General features: G+C 61.0%; 18 protein-coding genes. 6 read left to right on the top strand and 12 right to left on the bottom strand.

Going from position 1 to position 18,786, the window contains the following annotated elements; translation table 11 throughout:
• The first annotated feature begins 6 nt into the window (after positions 1-6).
• Positions 7-921 carry an MBL fold metallo-hydrolase gene (locus THALAR_RS14240; protein WP_021102286.1) on the top strand — a complete coding sequence of 305 codons (915 nt, stop codon included), beginning with the start codon at positions 7-9 and terminating at the stop codon, positions 919-921.
• A 122-nt stretch (positions 922-1,043) separates the two neighbouring features.
• Positions 1,044-2,135, top strand: a complete 1,092-nt coding sequence (locus THALAR_RS14235; RefSeq protein ID WP_083483487.1) for a PAS domain-containing protein — start codon at positions 1,044-1,046, stop codon at positions 2,133-2,135.
• An 8-nt stretch (positions 2,136-2,143) separates the two neighbouring features.
• On the opposite strand, the gene THALAR_RS14230 is transcribed toward THALAR_RS14235, so the two are convergent.
• From THALAR_RS14230 to THALAR_RS14210, 5 genes are all read right to left on the bottom strand, one after another.
• On the bottom strand, positions 2,144-2,959 hold the full coding sequence (locus tag THALAR_RS14230) for an alpha/beta hydrolase family esterase (RefSeq protein ID WP_021102284.1): 816 nt from the start codon (positions 2,957-2,959) through the stop codon (positions 2,144-2,146).
• A 51-nt stretch (positions 2,960-3,010) separates the two neighbouring features.
• Positions 3,011-3,451 (bottom strand): hypothetical protein, encoded by a 441-nt coding sequence (locus THALAR_RS14225; protein ID WP_021102283.1) that lies wholly within the window; start codon positions 3,449-3,451, stop codon positions 3,011-3,013.
• Entirely contained in the window at positions 3,438-4,814 is a 1,377-nt protein-coding gene (locus THALAR_RS14220; RefSeq protein ID WP_021102282.1) for a M15 family metallopeptidase, read from the bottom strand. The genes THALAR_RS14225 and THALAR_RS14220 overlap by 14 nt, the downstream gene beginning before the upstream one ends.
• Entirely contained in the window at positions 4,811-5,536 is a 726-nt protein-coding gene (locus THALAR_RS14215) for a hypothetical protein (RefSeq protein WP_021102281.1), read from the bottom strand. The genes THALAR_RS14220 and THALAR_RS14215 overlap by 4 nt, the downstream gene beginning before the upstream one ends.
• Positions 5,537-5,625: 89 nt before the next feature.
• Positions 5,626-7,284, bottom strand: coding sequence for an NAD+ synthase (locus tag THALAR_RS14210; protein ID WP_021102280.1), 1,659 nt, complete (start codon positions 7,282-7,284; stop codon positions 5,626-5,628).
• 221 nt (positions 7,285-7,505) lie between these two features.
• Here THALAR_RS14210 and THALAR_RS14205 point away from each other — a divergent pair, with 221 nt between their 5' ends.
• Entirely contained in the window at positions 7,506-8,912 is a 1,407-nt protein-coding gene (locus THALAR_RS14205) for an MORN repeat-containing protein (protein ID WP_021102279.1), read from the top strand.
• On the opposite strand, the gene THALAR_RS14200 is transcribed toward THALAR_RS14205, so the two are convergent.
• From THALAR_RS14200 to THALAR_RS14175, 6 genes are all read right to left on the bottom strand, one after another.
• Positions 8,909-10,270 carry a sensor histidine kinase gene (locus tag THALAR_RS14200; RefSeq protein WP_021102278.1) on the bottom strand — a complete coding sequence of 454 codons (1,362 nt, stop codon included), beginning with the start codon at positions 10,268-10,270 and terminating at the stop codon, positions 8,909-8,911. The genes THALAR_RS14205 and THALAR_RS14200 overlap by 4 nt on opposite strands.
• The gene (locus tag THALAR_RS14195; RefSeq protein ID WP_040818871.1) at positions 10,270-10,929 is read right to left on the bottom strand and encodes a response regulator transcription factor; all 660 of its coding nucleotides are present in this window, start codon (positions 10,927-10,929) and stop codon (positions 10,270-10,272) included. Before THALAR_RS14195 ends, THALAR_RS14200 begins: the two co-directional genes overlap by 1 nt.
• Positions 10,930-10,983: 54 nt before the next feature.
• The gene (locus THALAR_RS14190; RefSeq protein WP_021102276.1) at positions 10,984-11,352 is read right to left on the bottom strand and encodes a hypothetical protein; all 369 of its coding nucleotides are present in this window, start codon (positions 11,350-11,352) and stop codon (positions 10,984-10,986) included.
• A gap of 162 nt (positions 11,353-11,514) precedes the next feature.
• Complete coding sequence (locus THALAR_RS14185; protein ID WP_021102275.1) at positions 11,515-11,706, bottom strand: hypothetical protein; 192 nt, start codon at positions 11,704-11,706, stop codon at positions 11,515-11,517.
• Between the two features lie 228 nt (positions 11,707-11,934).
• Positions 11,935-13,464: a cryptochrome/photolyase family protein gene (locus THALAR_RS14180; RefSeq protein ID WP_040818862.1), complete on the bottom strand. Its 1,530-nt coding sequence runs from the start codon at positions 13,462-13,464 to the stop codon at positions 11,935-11,937.
• Positions 13,458-14,123, bottom strand: a complete 666-nt coding sequence (locus tag THALAR_RS14175) for an SDR family NAD(P)-dependent oxidoreductase (protein WP_021102273.1) — start codon at positions 14,121-14,123, stop codon at positions 13,458-13,460. The genes THALAR_RS14180 and THALAR_RS14175 overlap by 7 nt, the downstream gene beginning before the upstream one ends.
• A gap of 70 nt (positions 14,124-14,193) precedes the next feature.
• On the opposite strand from THALAR_RS14175, the gene THALAR_RS14170 reads away from it, so the two are divergent.
• Both THALAR_RS14170 and THALAR_RS14165 read left to right on the top strand, forming a co-directional pair.
• Complete coding sequence (locus THALAR_RS14170) at positions 14,194-14,946, top strand: NHL repeat-containing protein (RefSeq protein WP_040818859.1); 753 nt, start codon at positions 14,194-14,196, stop codon at positions 14,944-14,946.
• A gap of 172 nt (positions 14,947-15,118) precedes the next feature.
• Positions 15,119-16,675 carry a 2-isopropylmalate synthase gene (locus THALAR_RS14165; RefSeq protein WP_021102271.1) on the top strand — a complete coding sequence of 519 codons (1,557 nt, stop codon included), beginning with the start codon at positions 15,119-15,121 and terminating at the stop codon, positions 16,673-16,675.
• Positions 16,676-16,805: 130 nt separating this feature from the next.
• Here THALAR_RS14165 and THALAR_RS14160 read toward each other — a convergent pair whose 3' ends face one another.
• A complete protein-coding gene (locus tag THALAR_RS14160) occupies positions 16,806-17,582 on the bottom strand; it encodes a 23S rRNA (adenine(2030)-N(6))-methyltransferase RlmJ (RefSeq protein WP_021102270.1) in 777 nt (258 codons plus the stop codon).
• A gap of 153 nt (positions 17,583-17,735) precedes the next feature.
• Between THALAR_RS14160 and THALAR_RS14155 the strand changes: the two genes are divergently transcribed.
• Positions 17,736-18,776: a rod shape-determining protein gene (locus THALAR_RS14155; RefSeq protein ID WP_040818857.1), complete on the top strand. Its 1,041-nt coding sequence runs from the start codon at positions 17,736-17,738 to the stop codon at positions 18,774-18,776.
• The last annotated feature ends 10 nt before the right edge of the window (positions 18,777-18,786 follow it).

Below are 18,786 nucleotides of genomic sequence, written 5' to 3'. Positions count from 1 at the left end.
CCCGCCATGAAACTGACCCGACGCGCCGCATTGTCCCTTGGTGCCAGCCTGCCGCTTGCCGCCGCATTGCCCCATGCCGCCGCCGCCAAGGCCGAGATGAAAGGCATGGATATCGCCAAGTCCCGCCGCGTGAAGCTGGGCGATTTCGAAGTGACGACCCTGCTTGCGGGCACCGCCACCCGCGACGAGCCGCAGAGCATTTTCGGGATGAATGTCAGCCCCGAAGAGTTTGCCGAGGTGTCTCAGGAGGCGTTCCTGCCTGTCGACAAGGTGCAGTTCTTCTTTACCCCCACGCTCGTCAATACCGGCGCGGAGCTGATCCTGTTCGACACCGGCCTGAACGCCGAAGGCATCACCGCAGCGGTCGAGGCCGCCGGATATACGGCGGATCAAGTGGATAAGGTCGTGATTACCCATATGCATGGCGACCACATTGGTGGCTTGATGGGCGAGGCGGGCGAGACGTTCAAGAACGCCGCCTATGTTACAGGTGCTGCCGAGCATAACCACTGGTCCAACGCAGATAACGAGGGGTTCAAGACCAAGGTTGCGCCCCTATCCGAGAAGATGACGATGATCGAGGACGGTGCCTCGGTCGCATCGGGGATCACCTCGGTTCTGGCGGCCGGTCACACGCCGGGTCACATGGGCTACATGATCGAAAGTAACGGGGCGCAGTTGATGCTGATCGCCGATCTGGCAAACCACCCTGTCTGGTCACTGGCCAAACCCGATTGGGAGGTTCGTTTCGACATGGACAAGGCACAAGCCGCCGAGGCCCGCCGCACGGTTCTGGGGATGCTGGCGGCTGATCGTGTGCCGATGGTGGGCTATCACATGCCGTTCCCGGCGATGGGGTATGTGGCGTCGAAAGGTGACGGGTTCGAATATGTGCCGATGAGCTATCAGATGATGCTGTAAGGTGCGGGCGACCTGATCCAATTGACTCAAATGCCGTTGATTTACCTTGCTAATTTCTAGCGAAGTTATCGGTCTGTAAACCCTCTCGCTCGTAGCTTTGCGTGGCAGCGAGTGAGGGAACTATGTCAAGCAAACTACGATGGATCGGGTCGCCACAGATCAAGCATGTAATGGAAATGATCGGCCTGCCGTCCTTCCTGCTGGACGTCAGCTCGGGTTCCGACGGGCAGGGAAGCTATCGCTTCAGCCATATCAGCGGGCAGCATGAGCGCGAGACGGGGATCGACGGGGCCGCCCTGATCGGCAAGGCACCGCATGACGTGCTGCCGGAAAGGATGGCCGATACGGTCGTCGCCAATTACGAACGTTGCCGTGTCAGCGGGCAAATCGAATCTTACGAGGAAATTCTGGAACTGCCCACAGGGCCGCGTTGGTGGCGCACGACGCTGTCTCCGATTTTTGGTTCCGGTGCGAATGGCCCGGTGACGCAGATTCTCGGTGTCGCCGTCGATGTCACAGAGGCCAACAAGCTGGAAATCGAGCTTACCCAGAAGCTGAGTGCGCAAACTGCCGCCGCCGAAAAGGTCAGGGCATTTGCCACGAACTCCATTCTGGACTCGAAATCGCCACTGCGCTCCGTGCTTGCGCATCTTGATATGCTCAGGGATGGCTTTCTTGATCTGGGCGATGGCAAGCTGGGTAATATCGACAGCATTCACAACATCGTAGTAACGGCCATTTCAGAATTGGACGAGGTGCTGCAAAGCACCAGCCACCTGCGTGAAAGCCCGCCGGAGTTCGTGCAAATTGATCTGGCGCATATGTGCCGGGACATTGCCGCGCTGGTCGATCCGGAAAGTCGCATCAGCATGAGCTTGCCAAACCAGCCGATAGAGGGTGACTGGGCCGTCACGCAGGTTGTGCTGCGGTGTCTGCTGGAACAGGCGACCAGCCGGGCGGTGAGTTCGATCAGTGTCGCCGTAGAAGAGTCCGACGCCAATATTCTCGGCGTCACGATCACGGATGACAGTGCATTCGAGCAAGGCGCGGCGGAGTGGGGCGGCGACATGGCGATGGCAGCGTCACTTGTGAAGGAGCGCGGCGGCACGCTGACAACGACCTCCTGCCTGAACGACGGGGCACCTGTGCGTGTCACCCTGCCCGGCCGCATGTGTCATGCGGACTGCTCCGAGATGCAGGCCGAAGCGGGGTAGTACTTTGCTTACAGATGTCCGGCTTCCTTCAGGCGTGACCAAGCGTGACGCAAATAGTCGCTTCGGAAGCTGTGACCGCCTTGGAACAGGCAAAAATCCAGAACCGCACCTTGATCGTTGGTGCTGTTCTGGCAAATGAGCTGCGCAGTGTTGTGCGGTTTGCTCTCGCCGAAGTCGCCAAAATCGCGGTACATTGCCAGCGCCTCGGACACCTTGCCCTGACGGGTGTTCAGAATGGGGCGGCCGTCCAGCGGCACTGTGGGATCGCTGTCCCCGTGAATATGGATGATGCTGGCCGCCGGGCTGACGCAAGTCTTGGGTGGTCCCTTCCAGAATGTGCCGGAAATCGGGGCGAAACCTGCGAACAGGTCGGGGCGGGCGCAGGCGAGGTTCCAGACCATCATCCCCCCTGCCGAAAATCCGGCCGCCATCATGCGGCCTGTGTCGATTTGCGCACGGCTGGCGGCGTCGGCGATCACGGCGTCAACATAGGCAAACTCCTCGGCCCCGTCGCTGTCCATGTGACGCGGCGCGTTCGGCAATACCCAATCATCGCCTTTGGATTTGAGTGCAATAAATGCCAGCCCCATATCGGAAACCGTCCGGCGAAGATTGCGGTTTCCCATCAACCCTGCCGCGCTGCCCTTGTAGCCATGCGCGAAGACGATGGCGCCCACCGGTGTGGTGCCGTCATGGCTTGCAGGCATGGCGATGCGATATGTGCGATCCCCTAAAATGCAATCGGAGTCCGGACCGCAAGCTTGCGCCGGGGCGGCCAGAACGCTCAGAACAGCGGCGAAAACAAGCGGTAGGTAATAATTCATCCTGATGTGGTGCCAAATCGCAGTAGCCCGGACAAATCACAAGGACGTGCGCTACTCGGCCTGCCCGCTTATTTGCGGCAGCAGTTCAAGAATGGGCTCGGTGACCATCGGACCCATCTTGCTCTCGCCGCAAAGCGGGATGAGCGTGCCGTCCTCCGTCGCCAATGCCTCGAAGCTGCCGGTTGTGGAAACACCCTTGGCGGCGATGTCGTAGGTCTCGAAGTAGCCGCGGATCAGGTGTTGCCCACCCAGATCAATGACCACGTAGCTGAGCATACGGTTCGGACGCACGGCCTCCACCACCGTCAACCTGTCACCCGCGCGAATAGTCTCCGCGTAGTCGGGCGAGCGGCCCTCTTGCTCCACCGCTTCGACGCCCGCCAGGGTTCCTTTCAGGACCTCAAAGGTCTCCGGTGACAGGCATTCGGCCTGCGCTGAAAATGGCAAGCAGGCCAGCACCAAGGCGGCGAGAAAGGACTTAGAAGGATACATATTCGTTCCCATCATAGGTGAGCCGGCGTGCTTCGGCTACCACGCCGTTCGTGACCTGATCCCGCAAGGCGCGCCATGACGGGGTCGAGAGCTGAAAGTGCGGGTAGTCCCGGCTATCAGTCCAGCGGCCGCCCCATTCGAGGCCGAACTGATCCCCCACCGTGCCGGCCATCTGCGACGGGATGCCTTGGTTGACCCAGTCGTCCGCATTGAAGTCCTGCATATCTATCGCGACGCCATAGTTGTGATTGCTGCGCCACCGTTTGGCATTGGTGCGCCAACCCGTTGGATGGGCGGTAAAGCCCAGATTGACGCAATAGGCCTCGGTGGCGCGGCCATGGCAATAAAGCTCGTCCTGCTCGGCTGGGCCGCGCAGGCCCGACAGCACCACGTATTCACGGTCGACTTCTTCGCATTTATTGACGAAGCAAAAGAAGGTGTGGCGGGCTTTGGGGTGCAAGGTGCGCAACCGCCCTTCGGAGCGGTTGTTCTGGAACGGATTGGCCTTGAAATCGGTCCAGACCATCTCGACGCGGAACGGCATGTTGCGGGGCATGCACATGACATTGACGTCCTGACTCCACTCTTCTTCGACGGTGGTTGTCCCCGGCACCTGATAGTAACGATCTGTCGTGTTGGCCTCGGTCAGCGTGTCAGGCACCACGCCGTCGGTGGGAATGATCTTGTACCGGTGTTCCAGCGCGGCATCTTCTGCCGCTGTGATGGCGCGGGGATGCACCCTGAGTTTGCCGTGGCGAATGGTCGGCTGGAACGCGACGCGATAGGTGCCCGGCTCCAGTCCTTCCTCTCCACCAAGCAGGATGCGGGCATTGCCGTTCGCGGCGGCGGTGGCGGGCATTTGTGCCTGACTGGTGGGCTCGCCTGCTTCCATGTCCGGGTCGGTACCGTCAGCGGTGTCCTCGGTCGCCGGTTCCTCGCCTTCCTGCTCCTCGCCGAGGCCTTCGGGACGCGGTCTGGGTCTCGGGGCGACGAACACCTCGACATCGCCGGCGATGCGTTCGTAATCCACCTGATCTTGCGAAATCTGTGTCAGGCCGCCGCCTTCCTCGACCTTCGACAGGGTGATGCGTCCCGAGATCGGGATGTGATCGAACTCCGCGTAATGCGTGTAGAGTTCGACCCAGCCGCGGCAAGGTTGGGTATCCTGGTCCGGGTCTGCATCGGTGCCTTGCTGTTCGGCGGCTTGCTCCGCCGCACTGGTGGGGCTGCCAGACTGCTGAACGGTATGGGTCAGTTCGTGCCCGCCTTGGGGTTGCGTGTCATTAAAAATTTCGTCCTCTGTGAACAGGCGGTCCTGCTGGGTCATGGCGCGTGCGCCGGTGCCGGTCGGGGGAAGGGTCATGAGGAGGTCTCCATTGACGTAAGCGCTGCCAACCCGGCAGTCGCGTCGAAGCGGCCCTCGCGGGCGGCCGCACATAGGTCAGGGTGGAAGTTGGCCCGCCCCGCGCGGTGGCCGGCTCCGACCTGCACGGCAAGCAGGCGGACCGCCACATCAAGGCCGATCCCGTCGCTTTGTAGCGCCTTCAGGCCGGTATCTGCGAAGCGGCGAAGCACATCGGGCGGTATATTCTGCAGCAGGTTCGGCCAGCAGGCACGGAAAAGCCGTTGCGCATCGGGGTAGGCGATTTGTGCCGGCAAGGGTGTGCTCAGCGCGGTGGCAAACCTGTCGGGCGCGTCAAGATCGCGACGGCGTCTGCGGTGCCACATGTCCACGACATCAAAGAGCCGGGGAAAGCCTGGTGAGCGCAGCGGCCGGTCTTGGGCGTTGATCCAAAACGCGGCGCGCAACAGCGGCCTGAGCAGCGGGTCGCCTGCGAAGCCTTCACCCAGCAGGGCTGTCGGGATTAGGTAGCGCAACAATTCGCGTTCTGTGCGAAACCCCCATGTGCGGGCGTCGTGGAACGCGCTCTCGACCACGGCCCGCAGGGTCGGAGGTTGCAGCGGCGCACATAGCGGTGCGAAATGCGTCGCGAGATACTTTTCCGCCTTCGCAAAATACGGTGCGCGCCGTTCCGCAAGATAGGCCTCTTGGCCATCGGCTGACATTATCTGGTTCAGGCGCATTCAGTGCGCTCCTGCGGCATAAAAAGTCTTCAAATATGCCGGAAGCCTATCACTGGCGCAGATATTGTCAAAATCTGACTGACTGCGACTTAGCTTGGATCGCGCCAGCGGTTGACGATGGGGTAGCGGCGGTCGAGCCAGAAGGCGCTGTCGGTCAGGCGGGCGCCGGGAGCGGACTGGAAGCGCTTGTATTCGCTGATGTAGATCAGGTGCTCGATCTTCTTGACAACGGCGCGGTCATGGCCTGCGGCGACGATTTCGGCCACGGACTGATCGCGGTCGACCAGACGCTCCAGAATGTCGTCGAGGATGTCGTAGGGCGGCAGGCTGTCCTCGTCTTTCTGGTCCTCGCGCAGCTCGGCTGACGGGGGTTTGTCGATGATCCGTTGCGGGACAACCATGCCGTCCGGCCCCATCATCCAGGGGCGGTGGTTGGTGTTGCGCCAGCGGCAGGTTTCGAACACCCGCATTTTGTAGAGGTCCTTGATCGGGTTATAGCCGCCCGCCATGTCGCCGTAGATGGTGGCGTAGCCGACCGCGACCTCGGATTTGTTGCCGGTGGTCAGCAGCATTTCCCCGAACTTGTTGGAGATCGCCATGAGCAGCACGCCGCGCAGACGGGACTGGATGTTTTCCTCGGTCAGGTCTTCCTTGGTGCCTTCGAACAGCGGCGCAAGCGCCTCGGTCACCGCCGCGCGCGGTCCTTTGATGGGGACGGTGTCTATGCGGGTGCCGAGCAGCCGCGCGGCCTCCGACGCATCTTCCAGCGAGTGTTCGGAGGTGTATTCGGAGGGCAGCATCACGCAGCGTACATTTTCGGGACCAAGCGCATCGGCGGCGATGGCGGCGACGAGTGCGGAGTCGATGCCGCCGGACATGCCGAGCAGTACCTGTTTGAAGCCGGTCTTGCGCATGTAGTCGCGCAAGGCTTCGACCATGACGCGGTAGTCCTGTTCGTAGTCGTCGGGTAGGGCGGTTTTCACGCCCTCGACGGCAGCCCAGCCGTCATCTTCGCGGATGAAATCGACATGGGCAATGACCTCGTCGAAGGCCGGCAGTTGCAGCGCCAGTTTGCCGCCACGGTTCAGCACAAAAGAGCCGCCGTCGAAGACCTGGTCGTCCTGCCCGCCGACCATGTTGAGATAGACCAGCGGCAGGTCGTTCTCGACCACGCGGGCGACCATGTGGCTGAGGCGGACATCGTGCTTGCCGCGAAAATACGGTGAGCCGTTCGGCACCAGAAAGATGTCAGCGCCGGACTCGGCCAAGGTTTCGCAGACGTCCTCGTGCCATGCATCCTCGCAGATCGGCGTGCCGATGCGCATCGCGCCGATGGAATGAGGGCCGCCAAGCGGGCCTTTCTCGTAAAGGCGCCGTTCATCGAAGACGCCCGAGTTTGGCAACTCGTGCTTCAGCGTGCGGGATTTGACCACGCCGCCTTCGAGGATCGAGTATGCGTTGAAGATCGCCCCGTCGATGGAGACGGGATGGCCGATACCCATGGTTGGACCGTCGGCACAGTCTTTTGCCAATTGCTCCACCGCGGCGACCGCGCCTTCGGTGAAGGCTGGCTTGATGACCAGATCATGCACCTGATAGCCGGTTATGAACATTTCGGGCAGCGCGACCATCTGCGCGCCCGCTGCCTTGGCCTGCCGCCACGCATCGCGGGCCTTGGCGGCGTTTCCGGCGAAATCGCCCGCCGTGGGATTCAGTTGGGCCAGAGTCAGGCGAAACGTGTCACTCATTGGGGATATCCTTCGGTCAACAGGCCACATTTAGCAGACCTTTGCGCGAGGGAAAGAGGGCGCGCCAAAAGGGGCGCCTGCGGCGCACATGATGATATATTGGGGCTCTGCCCCAAACCCCGAGGTATTTTGGGAAAAAAGAAGTCGAGGGGGCGGCTCGCTTGTCAGGGGCTGGGCGCTGAACTAGGCTCTGGCGAAATTTACCCGATGGAGTTTTCCCCATGCGCCTGAGCGTCGTTTCCTTGTTTTGCCTTGGCCTCGCCACGCTGCCGGTTGCCGCGCAGGAGACCGGTACCAAGCAGTATGAAGACGGGGGCGTCTATACCGGCGCGTTCAAGGAAGGAAAACGTCACGGGCAAGGTATTTTTACGTTGCCCAACGGCTATGAGTATTCCGGCAATTGGGTGAACGGCCAGATAAGCGGGCAAGGCACGGCCCGCTTTCCTGACGGGTCGCTCTATGAGGGCCAGTTCAAGGACGGCAAACCGGACGGGTTTGGCAAGATTATTTTTGCCGATGGCGGCACCTATGAGGGCGACTGGGTCGACAGCAAGATCACCGGTCGCGGGATCGCGGTCTACGCCAACGGCGTGCGCTATGAGGGTGAATTTTTGAATGCACAGCATCATGGCACCGGCGTGATGGTGAATCCGAACGGTTATCGCTACGAAGGACAGTGGATTGCCGGGGTCAAGGGTGGCAGTGGCAAAATCACCTATCCTGATGGTGCCACGTATGATGGCGAGATGGCCGGAGGAATGCGGCAAGGCGAAGGCCGTTTGGAGATGCCGGACGGTCTGACCTATGAGGGCGGCTGGGTGGCAGGCCAGATGGAAGGCGAAGGCGTGCGGCGGAGCGCGAACGGGGACACCTATACCGGAACGCTGAAAGCGGGCGCGCGGGATGGGCAGGGGCGGATGGAATACGCCAGTGGTGATTTCTACGAAGGCGGCTTCAAGGCGGATCAGCGCCACGGGCAGGGCCGCTCGAAAAGGGCGGACGGGTTCGAGTATGAAGGCCAGTGGGTCGATGGGCGTGTTGAGGGTGAGGGCAAGGTAACCTATCCGGACGGGTCGGTTTATGTCGGGCAGCTTCGCGCGGATCTGGCCGACGGCCGTGGCAAGATCACATACACGGACGGGTCAAGCTATGAAGGCGATTGGGTCGGGGGCGTGATCGAGGGGTCCGGCAAGGCCACCTATCCCAGTGGCGTCGTCTACGAGGGCGAATTTCGCAATGCCCGCAATGAGGGTCAGGGCAAAATGACCTTTCCTGACGGCAAGGTGTATGAGGGCGGCTGGCTCGCTGGCCAGAAGCACGGACAGGGCAAGACAACCTTTGCCAACGGCATGGTTTATGAGGGCGGCTTCGAGAACGGCAAGCGGTCGGGGAAAGGTACGCTGACCAGTGAGGACGGCTTTAGCTATGTTGGCGACTGGAAGGACGGGCAGATGCATGGCGAGGGCATTGCGACCTACGAGACAGGCGACGTCTACGAGGGCGGTTTTGCCGCCGGAAAGCGGGAAGGCCGGGGCGTTTTGACCTACGCCAACGGTGAGGTTGCCAGCGGTATATGGAAAGACGGACTGCTTGTGCAGCCAGACCAAACACCGGAGGCCGACAACTAGGCGGCTTTCGGAAGCGTCACGGCGCGGGTCTTTCCCGGGATGAAGATGCGCACGGCAAGACCGCCAAGATCTACTGATTTTTCCAGCGCCAGATCCGCGCCATAGGCCTGCAACAGGTCGATGGCGATGGCAAGGCCAAGGCCGGTTCCGGGTTTGGAGCTGTCGAGACGGCCGCCTGACGCCAGGGCCTCGCGCTCGCGGCCTTCGGGGATGCCGGGGCCGTCATCCTCGATCAGGATTTCCACGCCGCCTTCGCATTGCCGCGCCTTAAGGGAAATTCGTGCGTCACACCACTTGAGCGCGTTGTCGAGCAGGTTGCCGATGACCTCTTCGATGTCCTGCTGGTCCATCCGGATGCTGAGTTCGGGCGCGCAATTGGTGGTCATGGATTTGCCATCGCGCGCGGCCATCGAACTGAACAGCCGTGTGAAGCGATCGACGGAATTCGACAGGTCAGTGCGGATATTTGCGGCGGCTCCGCTGTTGGCAGCGCGCATGCGGGCCAGTGAACGGCCAAGCTGCGCATCGACGCGGTCGAGCGCTTCAAGGGATGCCGTCATGTCGTGGTTTTGCGCGTCGAGCAGCGCCAACTCGTTGCGCAGGATCGCCGTTGGGGTCTTCAGCGCGTGGGCCAGATCGGCAGCCTGCCTGCGTGCCCGGGCGATGATGTCGCGGTTGCGCGTCAGCAATTCGTTGATGTCGTCCACCAGCGGGGCAACTTCTTCGGGGTAGTCGGTGGTGGTCAGGTTCTCGTCCTGCTCCCATCGCTTGGCGACATCACGGCGCAATTTGTCGAGAGGGTGCAGGATCGTCGTCGTTTGCAAAAATGCACCCGCAAGGCCAAGGAGTCCCACCAGCACGAAGACCAGCAGCAGGGACCGGCGCGTTTGCTGCCGCTCCGCCGTCAGGGAGGCGAGGCTCTCGGCGACGCTGACACCCCAGACGCTGCCATCTTCGAGCGTGATCCGCTGATAGATGGTGCGGATTGGTGCGCCGTCAGGGCCAGCGATGGAGCGTAAGGACAGACTTGTCGGGCTATGCGACGGCACTTTCAGCGTCGCGTCAAACAAGGAACTGGACGTGTAAATGCGCCCGTCCGGGCCGGTGACCTGCCAGTAGCGACCAGAATATGGCGTCGTGTATGCGGGATCGTAGACGCGGTCGGCCAGCTGCGTGGGGTCGTCCGAGGTGCCGGCGAGGGCGACGACAAGTTGCGAGTGACGATCAGCCAAGGCGCGGTCGAACCGGTCCAGCACATTGTTCTCGATCGAACTGAGAAGCACGAAAGCACCCACCAGAATGGATGCCATGGCGGATAGTGCACCGCCGATCATGGCCCTGCGGCGCAGGGACAACATCAGGCTGCGTCCACCATGTAGCCGCGCCCGCGAATGGTCTGGATGAAATCGGGCCCGAGTTTTTTGCGCAGGCGGGTGATGAAGACGGCGATGGTGTTGCTGTCGCGGTCGCAGTCATATTCGTAGATGTGTTCGCTGAGTTCGGTGCGCGAAATCAGGCGACCCGCGTTGTGGATCAAGTAGGATAGCACGGCCACCTCTTGCGAGGTCAGATCGACGGGAACACCGCCCAGCGTCACCTTGGCATTGCGTGTGTCGAAGGCCACGCCGTCTTTTTCGAACAGCGGATTTGTGCGACCGGACTTGCGGCGCAGCATGGCGCGCACGCGGGCGGCGAGTTCCGGCATGTGGAACGGTTTGGTCATGTAATCGTCCGCGCCTGCGTCGAGGCCGTCGACGCGGTCGGTCCAGCCATCACGGGCGGTCAGGATCAGGACCGGCGTGTCCAGCCCCTCGCTGCGCCATTCCTTCAGGATGGATATGCCGTCGCGCGTCGGCAGGCCAAGGTCGAGGATGATCATGTCGTAGGGCTCGGTCGAGCCAAGGAAGCCCGCTTCCTCGCCGTCATGGGCGACGTCTACGACGCGGCCTTCGGCGGTGAGCAGGGTTTTGACCTGAGACGCGAGGGTCGCGTCATCTTCTGCAAGCAAAATTCTCATGCTTGTGGGATTATCAGCCGATTTAGGCGTGTTTGTGGCCGAAGCGTGGAAAATCTATTCCGTGCCGGATGACCCTGTGTTGGTGCGCGGGGACGCTGCTGCTGCGACTTGACGGGCTATGGGCGACTTGGAGGGCACCCGGAGGCCTGTCTGAGCGTCCAGAATGACGCTCACCAGCTTGCCATCGTCCTGTTTCAGAACGAAGCGGTAGTAGACGCCGCCGGCGTCGAAGGCACGTGCCTCGACGACCTGGGCGTGGAGGGATTTGGAAACTGAACTCAACATAGCCTTGATACTGACGGTGCCGCCGGAACTGGCAATCTGGCGAAGCTCGGACTGCCCCATTTCACGCGCAGAGGACGCGATGGATGGTGTGGTAAAACCGATGGCGAGTGCGCCGAGTAACAGGATACTTTTGAACATGACACGACTCATAGCAGAGCGAATATGAACGGAGGATGAATAGCCCGGTCCTTCGCCAAAATTCTTGCACCCTTACGAAAAAAGACCGCCCAGAGGAGGCGGCCTTTTTCATTCGGAGGGATACGTTCAATCTGGAGGGATACGTTTTCCTTCGAGTGTCTCTCAGGCAGCCATCAGGCGCAGAGAATCCTGAGATGCAAGTGCCGCAAGCACCTTTTCGACGGGCGGAAAGCGGCAGGCTTTCGGTTTGCAGAGGGGTACAGTTTTCGGGGTAACACTATTGCGGCTGGCCAGCATCGCCTGGAGGGCTACGATGCGTCGGGCGCGGGCTTTCTCGGCAAGTGATCCGGTCATGGCGTTATCCTTGGTCTCAACTACGTTAGGCCGTCTTGGCTGGCCTTCCATGCTGTTGGTTATGCCTTATTGTTGTTGAACCAATTGAGAACCTGGCGTTCATCTTCGGTTAATGTTAAAAATTATTTAAATTCAGCATCTTATAGTGAATTTTCCGTGTTTCCTTGCGATGCTTCGGTGTCAAATCGCCAGAATTTGCACCCTTCGTTAACAAAGAATTGCCTCATTTCAGACAGATTCGCCCGCGTCCAGCCGCGATAGCAGCGTCTTGGCATCCTCCAACACCGTTTCGCGCCGCGCCTCGTCCATGCGGTCCCACGTCCGGTACATGTTGCCCATACGCGGGTTGTCCGAGAACCGGTCGCGGTGGCGCATCAGAAAATCCCAGTAGAGCAGGTTGAACGGGCAGGCATCCGGCCCCGTTTTGTCCTTCACCTTATAATCGCAGTGTTTGCAGTAGTCGGACATGCGGTCGATATAAGACCCCGACGACACATAAGGTTTGGAGCCGACGATACCGCCATCGGCAAACTGACTCATCCCGATGACGTTCGGGGCCTCCACCCATTCATAGGCGTCGGCATACACCGCCAGATACCATTCATGGACCTCGTGCGGGTCGATGCCTGCCAGCAGCGCGAAGTTGCCTGTAACCATCAGGCGCTGGATGTGGTGGGCATAGGCCTCGTCGCGGGTCTGGGCGACGGTTTTGGAGACGCAGTTCATACGCGTGTCGGCGTCCCAGAAGAAGGATGGCAAGGCGCGCTCATGGCCCAGCACATTGCGCGAGGTGTAGTCGGGGCCTTCGAGGAAATAGATCCCGCGCATGTATTCGCGCCAGCCGATGATCTGGCGAATGAAGCCCTCGGCGGCGTTGATGGGCGCGTGGCCGTCCTTGTAGGCCTGCTCGACTTGTTCACACACTTCCAACGGGTCCAGAAGGCCTGCGTTAATATAGAAGCTGATGATCGAGTGATACAGGAACCGGTTGTCATTCAACATCGCGTCCTGAAAGTCGCCGAATTTGGGTAGGGCGTGTTTGACCCAATGTGTCAGCTGTCGCCGTGCCTGTCCGGTGTCGGTTGCGAACCAGAACGGGCGGAGGGTGCCGAAATTGTCGCCAAAGCGCTGTTCGACCAGATCAAGGACTTCTTCGACCGTCTCGTCGGGCGTGAACTGCATCGGGCCGTTGAAGTCGACATCGTCGGGGGCGGGCTTGCGGTTGTCGTGGTCGAAATTCCACTTGCCCTCGACCGGTTTATCACCGTCCATCAGCAGGCCCGTCTTGCGGCGCATGTCGCGGTAGAACCACTCCATCCGCAACTCTTTGCGGCCCTCCGCCCAGTCCTCGAATTCCTTGTGGGATGCGATGAAACGGGTGTCGGCGATCATGTGCAGTTTCAGCGGCATGTCTTGCAGCGCCTCGATCAGACGCCATTCCCCCGGCTCGGTGGCGATGACTCCGCTGGCGTCATGCTGCTCGGCGCGACGCAGCAATTCGCCGGTGATGGAGCCGGAATTTTCGGGATCGTCGAGTTTCGTGTAGTCGACCTGCCAGCCATCGTCGCGCAGGGCGTCCGCAAATTTGCGCATCGCGGCGAAGATAAAAGCGATCTTCTTGGGGTGGTGCGGGACGTAGGATGCCTCGTCCGCGACCTCGGCCATGACAATGATGTCGGTGTCTTTGTCGGCTTTTTGCAGCGCGGACAGGTTGGGCGACAGCTGGTCGCCCAAGACCAGAACAAGGCGTGTCACCACGGCACCTGCGTGCCGGAATAGTCGAAGAACTTGCCGCTGTCGGCGGGCGTCAGGCCGTCGAGCACGTTCAGCAGGTTTTCTGCGGCCTGCGATGCGGGGACCGTCTTGTGGCGGCTTGCGTATTTGGCGGTGAAATCGGTTTCCACCGTGCCCGGATGCAGGCAGACGCAGGTGGCTTGTTTGTGGGTGCGGGCCAGCTCGATGGACGCGCCATGGATCAGCTGGTTCAACGCGGCCTTGGCGGCGCGGTAGCTGTGCCAGCCGCCGATCCGGTTGTCGCCGACGGAGCCGACCCGTGCCGACAGGGCGGCAAACGTGGCCGGGTGGTCTCTGGGCAGGAAGGGCAGAGCGTGTTTCAACACAAGCGCCGGACCCATGGCGTTGGTGCGGAATTGTAAGGTCAGGCCGTCCGAGGTCAGCGCGTCGATGGATTTCTCCGGCTCATGGCCGTCGATCACCAGTGCTCCGGTGGCGCAGATAATCTTGTCAAACTCGCCTGACAGGGTGCTAAAGGCCCGCTCAATGGAGGTCTCGTCGGTAACGTCCAAACCGTCTGCGCTGCGCGACAAGCCGGTCACGTCGTGGCCGCGCTTTTGTGCTGCTTGCGTCAGGGCCGAGCCGATGCCGCCCGACGCGCCGATGATAAGTGTGCGTGTCATGAGGCAAACGTAAGCGGGGCCGCTGAAAGGTCAAACCTTGCCCGATACGCGCGGCGCGGTAAGATGCGCCATGCGTTCGCTTCTTGCCCTTTTGCTGACCACAACCCAAGCCATCGCCGGGCTGACTTTCCAGTCGAGCTTCGCCATTGAAGGCCCAACGGGGCTGGCCTTTGACGGGCGACGCTGCGGGCTGTGGGTCGCGCATGAAGAAACGTATCTGAGCTTCGTTGACCTCGCAGGGGATTTGCAAGCCACATACCCAGTGCCGATGCGGGTCGATGACGTGGCGATCAATGGCGAGCAGTTGCTGGCGACCGACGGCGCGGGGAGCTTTATCGCGCTTGGGCGCGATGGCTCCGTTCTGTCTGCGCCGTTCCAGCTTAACCCGTTGGTGCGTGACAGCGACGGGCTACATATCGACCAGAAGGCCGGGCTGGTCTGGGTTGCCGACGACAACCCCTCGGCGCTGGTGGCTTTGCGGAGCGATGGCACCATGTTGCGGCGGATCGAGGGGATGGCGCTTAACCCGCAGATGCGCGAGCCGCAGGGGATCGTGACGGATCTGGTCTCTGGCAGTATTCTGGCGGCTGATGACAGTCAGGGGCTGAACGCGATTTTCGAGTTCACGGCGCAGGGTGCGCTTATTGCGCTTTACGACATAAGCGCAATTGCGACAGACCCGGAAGGCCTTGCGCTGGCGGATGACAGCCGCACGCTATACGTGGCGTTCGACACCGGCGACATGATCGCACAGTTCGACTATGCGGCGTCGGACGGCACCGGCGCGCCGCCACCAGACGAAGGCACGCCCGCCTGCAATTAGCCTCTTTTAATTTCTGTCCGCGCGATTATAGTCCGGTTTCATGAGCATATACGCACATAGCCTACTTCTTAGCCTGCGCTGAGCGTGCCTTTCCGGTGCGTGCCGCTCAGTTGTGCCAGCGCCGGACCTTCCCAAAAAAAGCCGAATAGCTAAGAAGATCAGGATCAATCCAATGACGAAACAAGACCGCGTTTTTATTTTTGACACTACCTTGCGCGACGGGGAGCAATCCCCGGGTGCCACCATGAGCCATGCCGAAAAGCTGGAGATCGCCAATTTGCTGGACGAGATGGGCGTCGACATCATCGAGGCGGGGTTCCCGATAGCCTCTGACGGTGACTTCGCGGCGGTGAAGGGCATTGCGGAGCAGGCGAAAACTGCGGTGATCTGCGGGCTGGCGCGAGCGAACTTGCAGGATATCGACCGCTGCTGGGAGGCGATTCAAAATGCCAAGCTGCCGCGTATTCACACCTTTATCGGCACCTCGCCGCTGCACCGCGCCATTCCCAATCTGACGATGGACGAGATGGCGGACCGGATCCACGAGACGGTCACGCACGCGCGTAACCTGTGCGACAACGTGCAGTGGTCGCCGATGGATGCGACCCGCACCGAGGACGACTATTTGTGCCGGGTGGTGGAAATCGCAATCAAGGCGGGTGCCACGACGATCAACATTCCCGACACGGTGGGCTACACCGCGCCACGCGAAAGTGCGGCGTTGATTTCCATGCTGCTGGACCGCGTGCCGGGCGCGGACGAGATTATCTTTGCCACCCATTGCCACAACGATCTGGGCATGGCGACGGCCAATTCGCTGGCCGCAGTCGAGGCCGGCGCGCGTCAGATTGAGTGCACCATCAACGGGCTGGGTGAACGGGCGGGCAATACTGCCTTGGAAGAGGTCGTAATGGCGCTCAAAGTGCGCAACGACATCATGCCGTATCAGACCGGCGTGGACAGCACCAAGCTGATGAACATCTCGCGCCGCGTCGCTGCGGTGTCGGGCTTTGCGGTGCAGTTCAACAAGGCGATTGTCGGCAAGAACGCCTTTGCGCATGAGTCGGGTATTCACCAAGATGGTATGCTGAAGAACGCCGAGACGTTCGAGATCATGCGGCCGGAGGATGTGGGGCTGAGTGCGACCAACATTGTCATGGGCAAGCACTCGGGGCGGGCGGCGCTGCGCTCGAAGCTGTCGGATCTCGGTTATGATCTGGGCGACAACCAGTTGAAGGATGTCTTCGTGCGGTTCAAGGAATTGGCCGACCAGAAGAAAGAGGTCTACGATGAAGATCTGATCGCCCTGATGCAGACCGGAGATGCAGAGGCGGACCATATCCGCCTGACCGCGTTGAAGGTGGCCTGCGGCATGGGGCTGGAGAAATCCGCCGAGATGACGCTGGAGATTGATGGCGAGGCGAAGTCGGTGACGGCCACCGGAGATGGGCCGGTTGATGCGGCGTTCAACGCGGTAAAGGCCCTGTTCCCCCATGAAGCACGGTTGCAGCTGTATCAGGTGGCGGCGGTCACCGAGGGCACCGACGCGCAGGCGACCGTGTCGGTCCGGCTGGAGGAAGACGGCAAGATTGCCACGGGGCAATCTGCGGATGTGGATACGGTGGTGGCTTCGGTAAAGGCTTACGTGAACGCGCTGAACCGTCTGATCGTGCGCCGTGAGAAGTCGGGCGGAGACAAGCCCGAAGTGTCCTACAAGGACGCGGGCTGACCTGATTGAGCGCCTGCGGCGCGCTTCATTTTTGGAGCGTGTGGCGGGCGTGAGCCTTTTGGCCGTGGCGTTAGGGCTGTTGGTGGTGTGGCGCTGCCTTCGGCGAGAATATTTTTGCCAAGATGAATACCTAGGGTTGGAAAATTTGCGTGAGGGTTCTTGCCTCGTCGTCCGAGCCGTAAGGGGCGTTGACGATGAACATGCCGGAGCCGGTCATGCGGTGGTTTTCGCGCACGGGAGGGAACGTGACCTCGTGGTGCAGCACGTCCGGGAGGGTTTGCGCTTTTAGCGCGCGGAGCATCGGGATATGCGCCTCTGACGTCAGTATGGGATACCAAAGTGCGATCACGCCGACATTCCATTTGCGGTGCAGTTTGGCGATCTGGCCTGGGATAAGGTCGTAGTCCGATTTTATCTCGTAGCTGGGGTCGATGAGCATCAGGCCGCGGCGCGGCTCTGGCGGGCAGGCCGCTTGCGCCATCTCGAAGCCGTCCTGTCGGTAGCATTTGGCGTTATGGGGGCGCATTGCGTCGCGCAAGGCCGCGAACTCCTGCGGGTGCAACTCGGCGAGATGCAGCTTGTCGGTTGGGCGCAGGGAAAAGGCGGCGAGCATCGGCGAGCCTGCATAGGCTGTGTCACCATGCTGGTCTCGTAGGGCGTCGAGTGCTTTGACGTAAGGGTGATCGGGAGCGAATTTTTCTGTCAGGGCGGTGACCCCTGCCTCGGCCTCGCCGGTTTTAAGCGCTTCGGGAGACGATAGGTCGTAGAATGCGCGGCCTGCATGTGTTTCCAGATAGCTGAGCGGTTTGTCCTTGCGCGTCATATAGGACAGCGCGGCACAGAGAAGCGCGTGCTTGTGCACGTCAGCAGGATTTCCCGCGTGGAAGATGTGTTGGTAGGACAGCATGCCGCGGTTCTAACCTGCCAAAGAGAGGCGGAATAGTGCTGATATCTCCTTGGTGGTGCCTTCCATGCGACGCGTCACCCGCCTATAAGGCACGAACTTCCCCTGCTGGCGCTGAGTCGGCGGGGTCTCTTGATCGCGTGGGGCACAATTTACATGGCTGGTATCTTTTCGGGTCTGTTTTCATCTGACATGGCCATCGACCTCGGCACGGCAAACACGCTGGTATACGTCAAAGGCAAAGGGATCGTTCTGAACGAGCCTTCCGTGGTGGCCTACCACACCAAAAACGGCCGTAAGGAAGTTCTGGCCGTAGGCGAGGACGCCAAGCTAATGCTGGGACGTACGCCCGGCTCGATCGAGGCGATCCGGCCGATGCGGGAAGGCGTGATTGCGGATTTCGACACGGCTGAAGAGATGATCAAGCACTTCATCCGCAAGGTGCACCGGCGCTCTACCTTTACCAAGCCTAAAATTATCGTTTGCGTGCCGCATGGTGCGACACCTGTGGAAAAACGCGCCATTCGCCAGTCGGTTCTGGGCGCGGGTGCGCGCAAGGCGGGTCTGATTGCGGAGCCGATTGCCGCGGCGATTGGCGCGGGGATGCCGATCACTGATCCAACCGGCTCCATGGTTGTGGATATCGGCGGCGGGACGACCGAAGTGGCCGTGCTGTCGCTGGGCGACATCGTTTATGCGCGCTCGGTGCGCGTTGGTGGTGACCGCATGGACGAAGCGCTGATTTCCTACCTGCGCCGCCACCAGAACATTCTGGTGGGCGAGTCCACGGCGGAGCGGATCAAGACCTCTATCGGGACGGCGCGGATGCCCGATGACGGGCGTGGTGCGTCGATGGTGATCCGTGGGCGCGACCTGCTCAACGGTGTGCCGAAAGAGACTGAGATCAACCAAGCCCAAGTGGCCGAGGCCCTGGCCGAGCCGGTGCAGCAAATCTGCGAAGCCGTGATGACCGCCTTGGAAGCGACCCCGCCGGATCTGGCAGCGGATATCGTGGACCGCGGCGTGATGCTGACGGGGGGCGGTGCGCTGCTGGGAGAGTTGGATCTGGCATTGCGTGAACAGACCGGATTGGCCGTCTCAGTGGCCGACGAGAGCCTGAATTGTGTGGCGCTTGGCACCGGCAAGGCCCTTGAATATGAAAAACAACTGCGCCACGTGATAGACTACGATAGTTAACCCTATCAGG

The organism is Litoreibacter arenae DSM 19593 (assembly GCF_000442275.2).
GTDB lineage: Bacteria > Pseudomonadota > Alphaproteobacteria > Rhodobacterales > Rhodobacteraceae > Litoreibacter > Litoreibacter arenae.
Note: the sequence above shows the minus strand (reverse complement) of the source record. Positions and strands in the feature narration are given on the sequence as shown.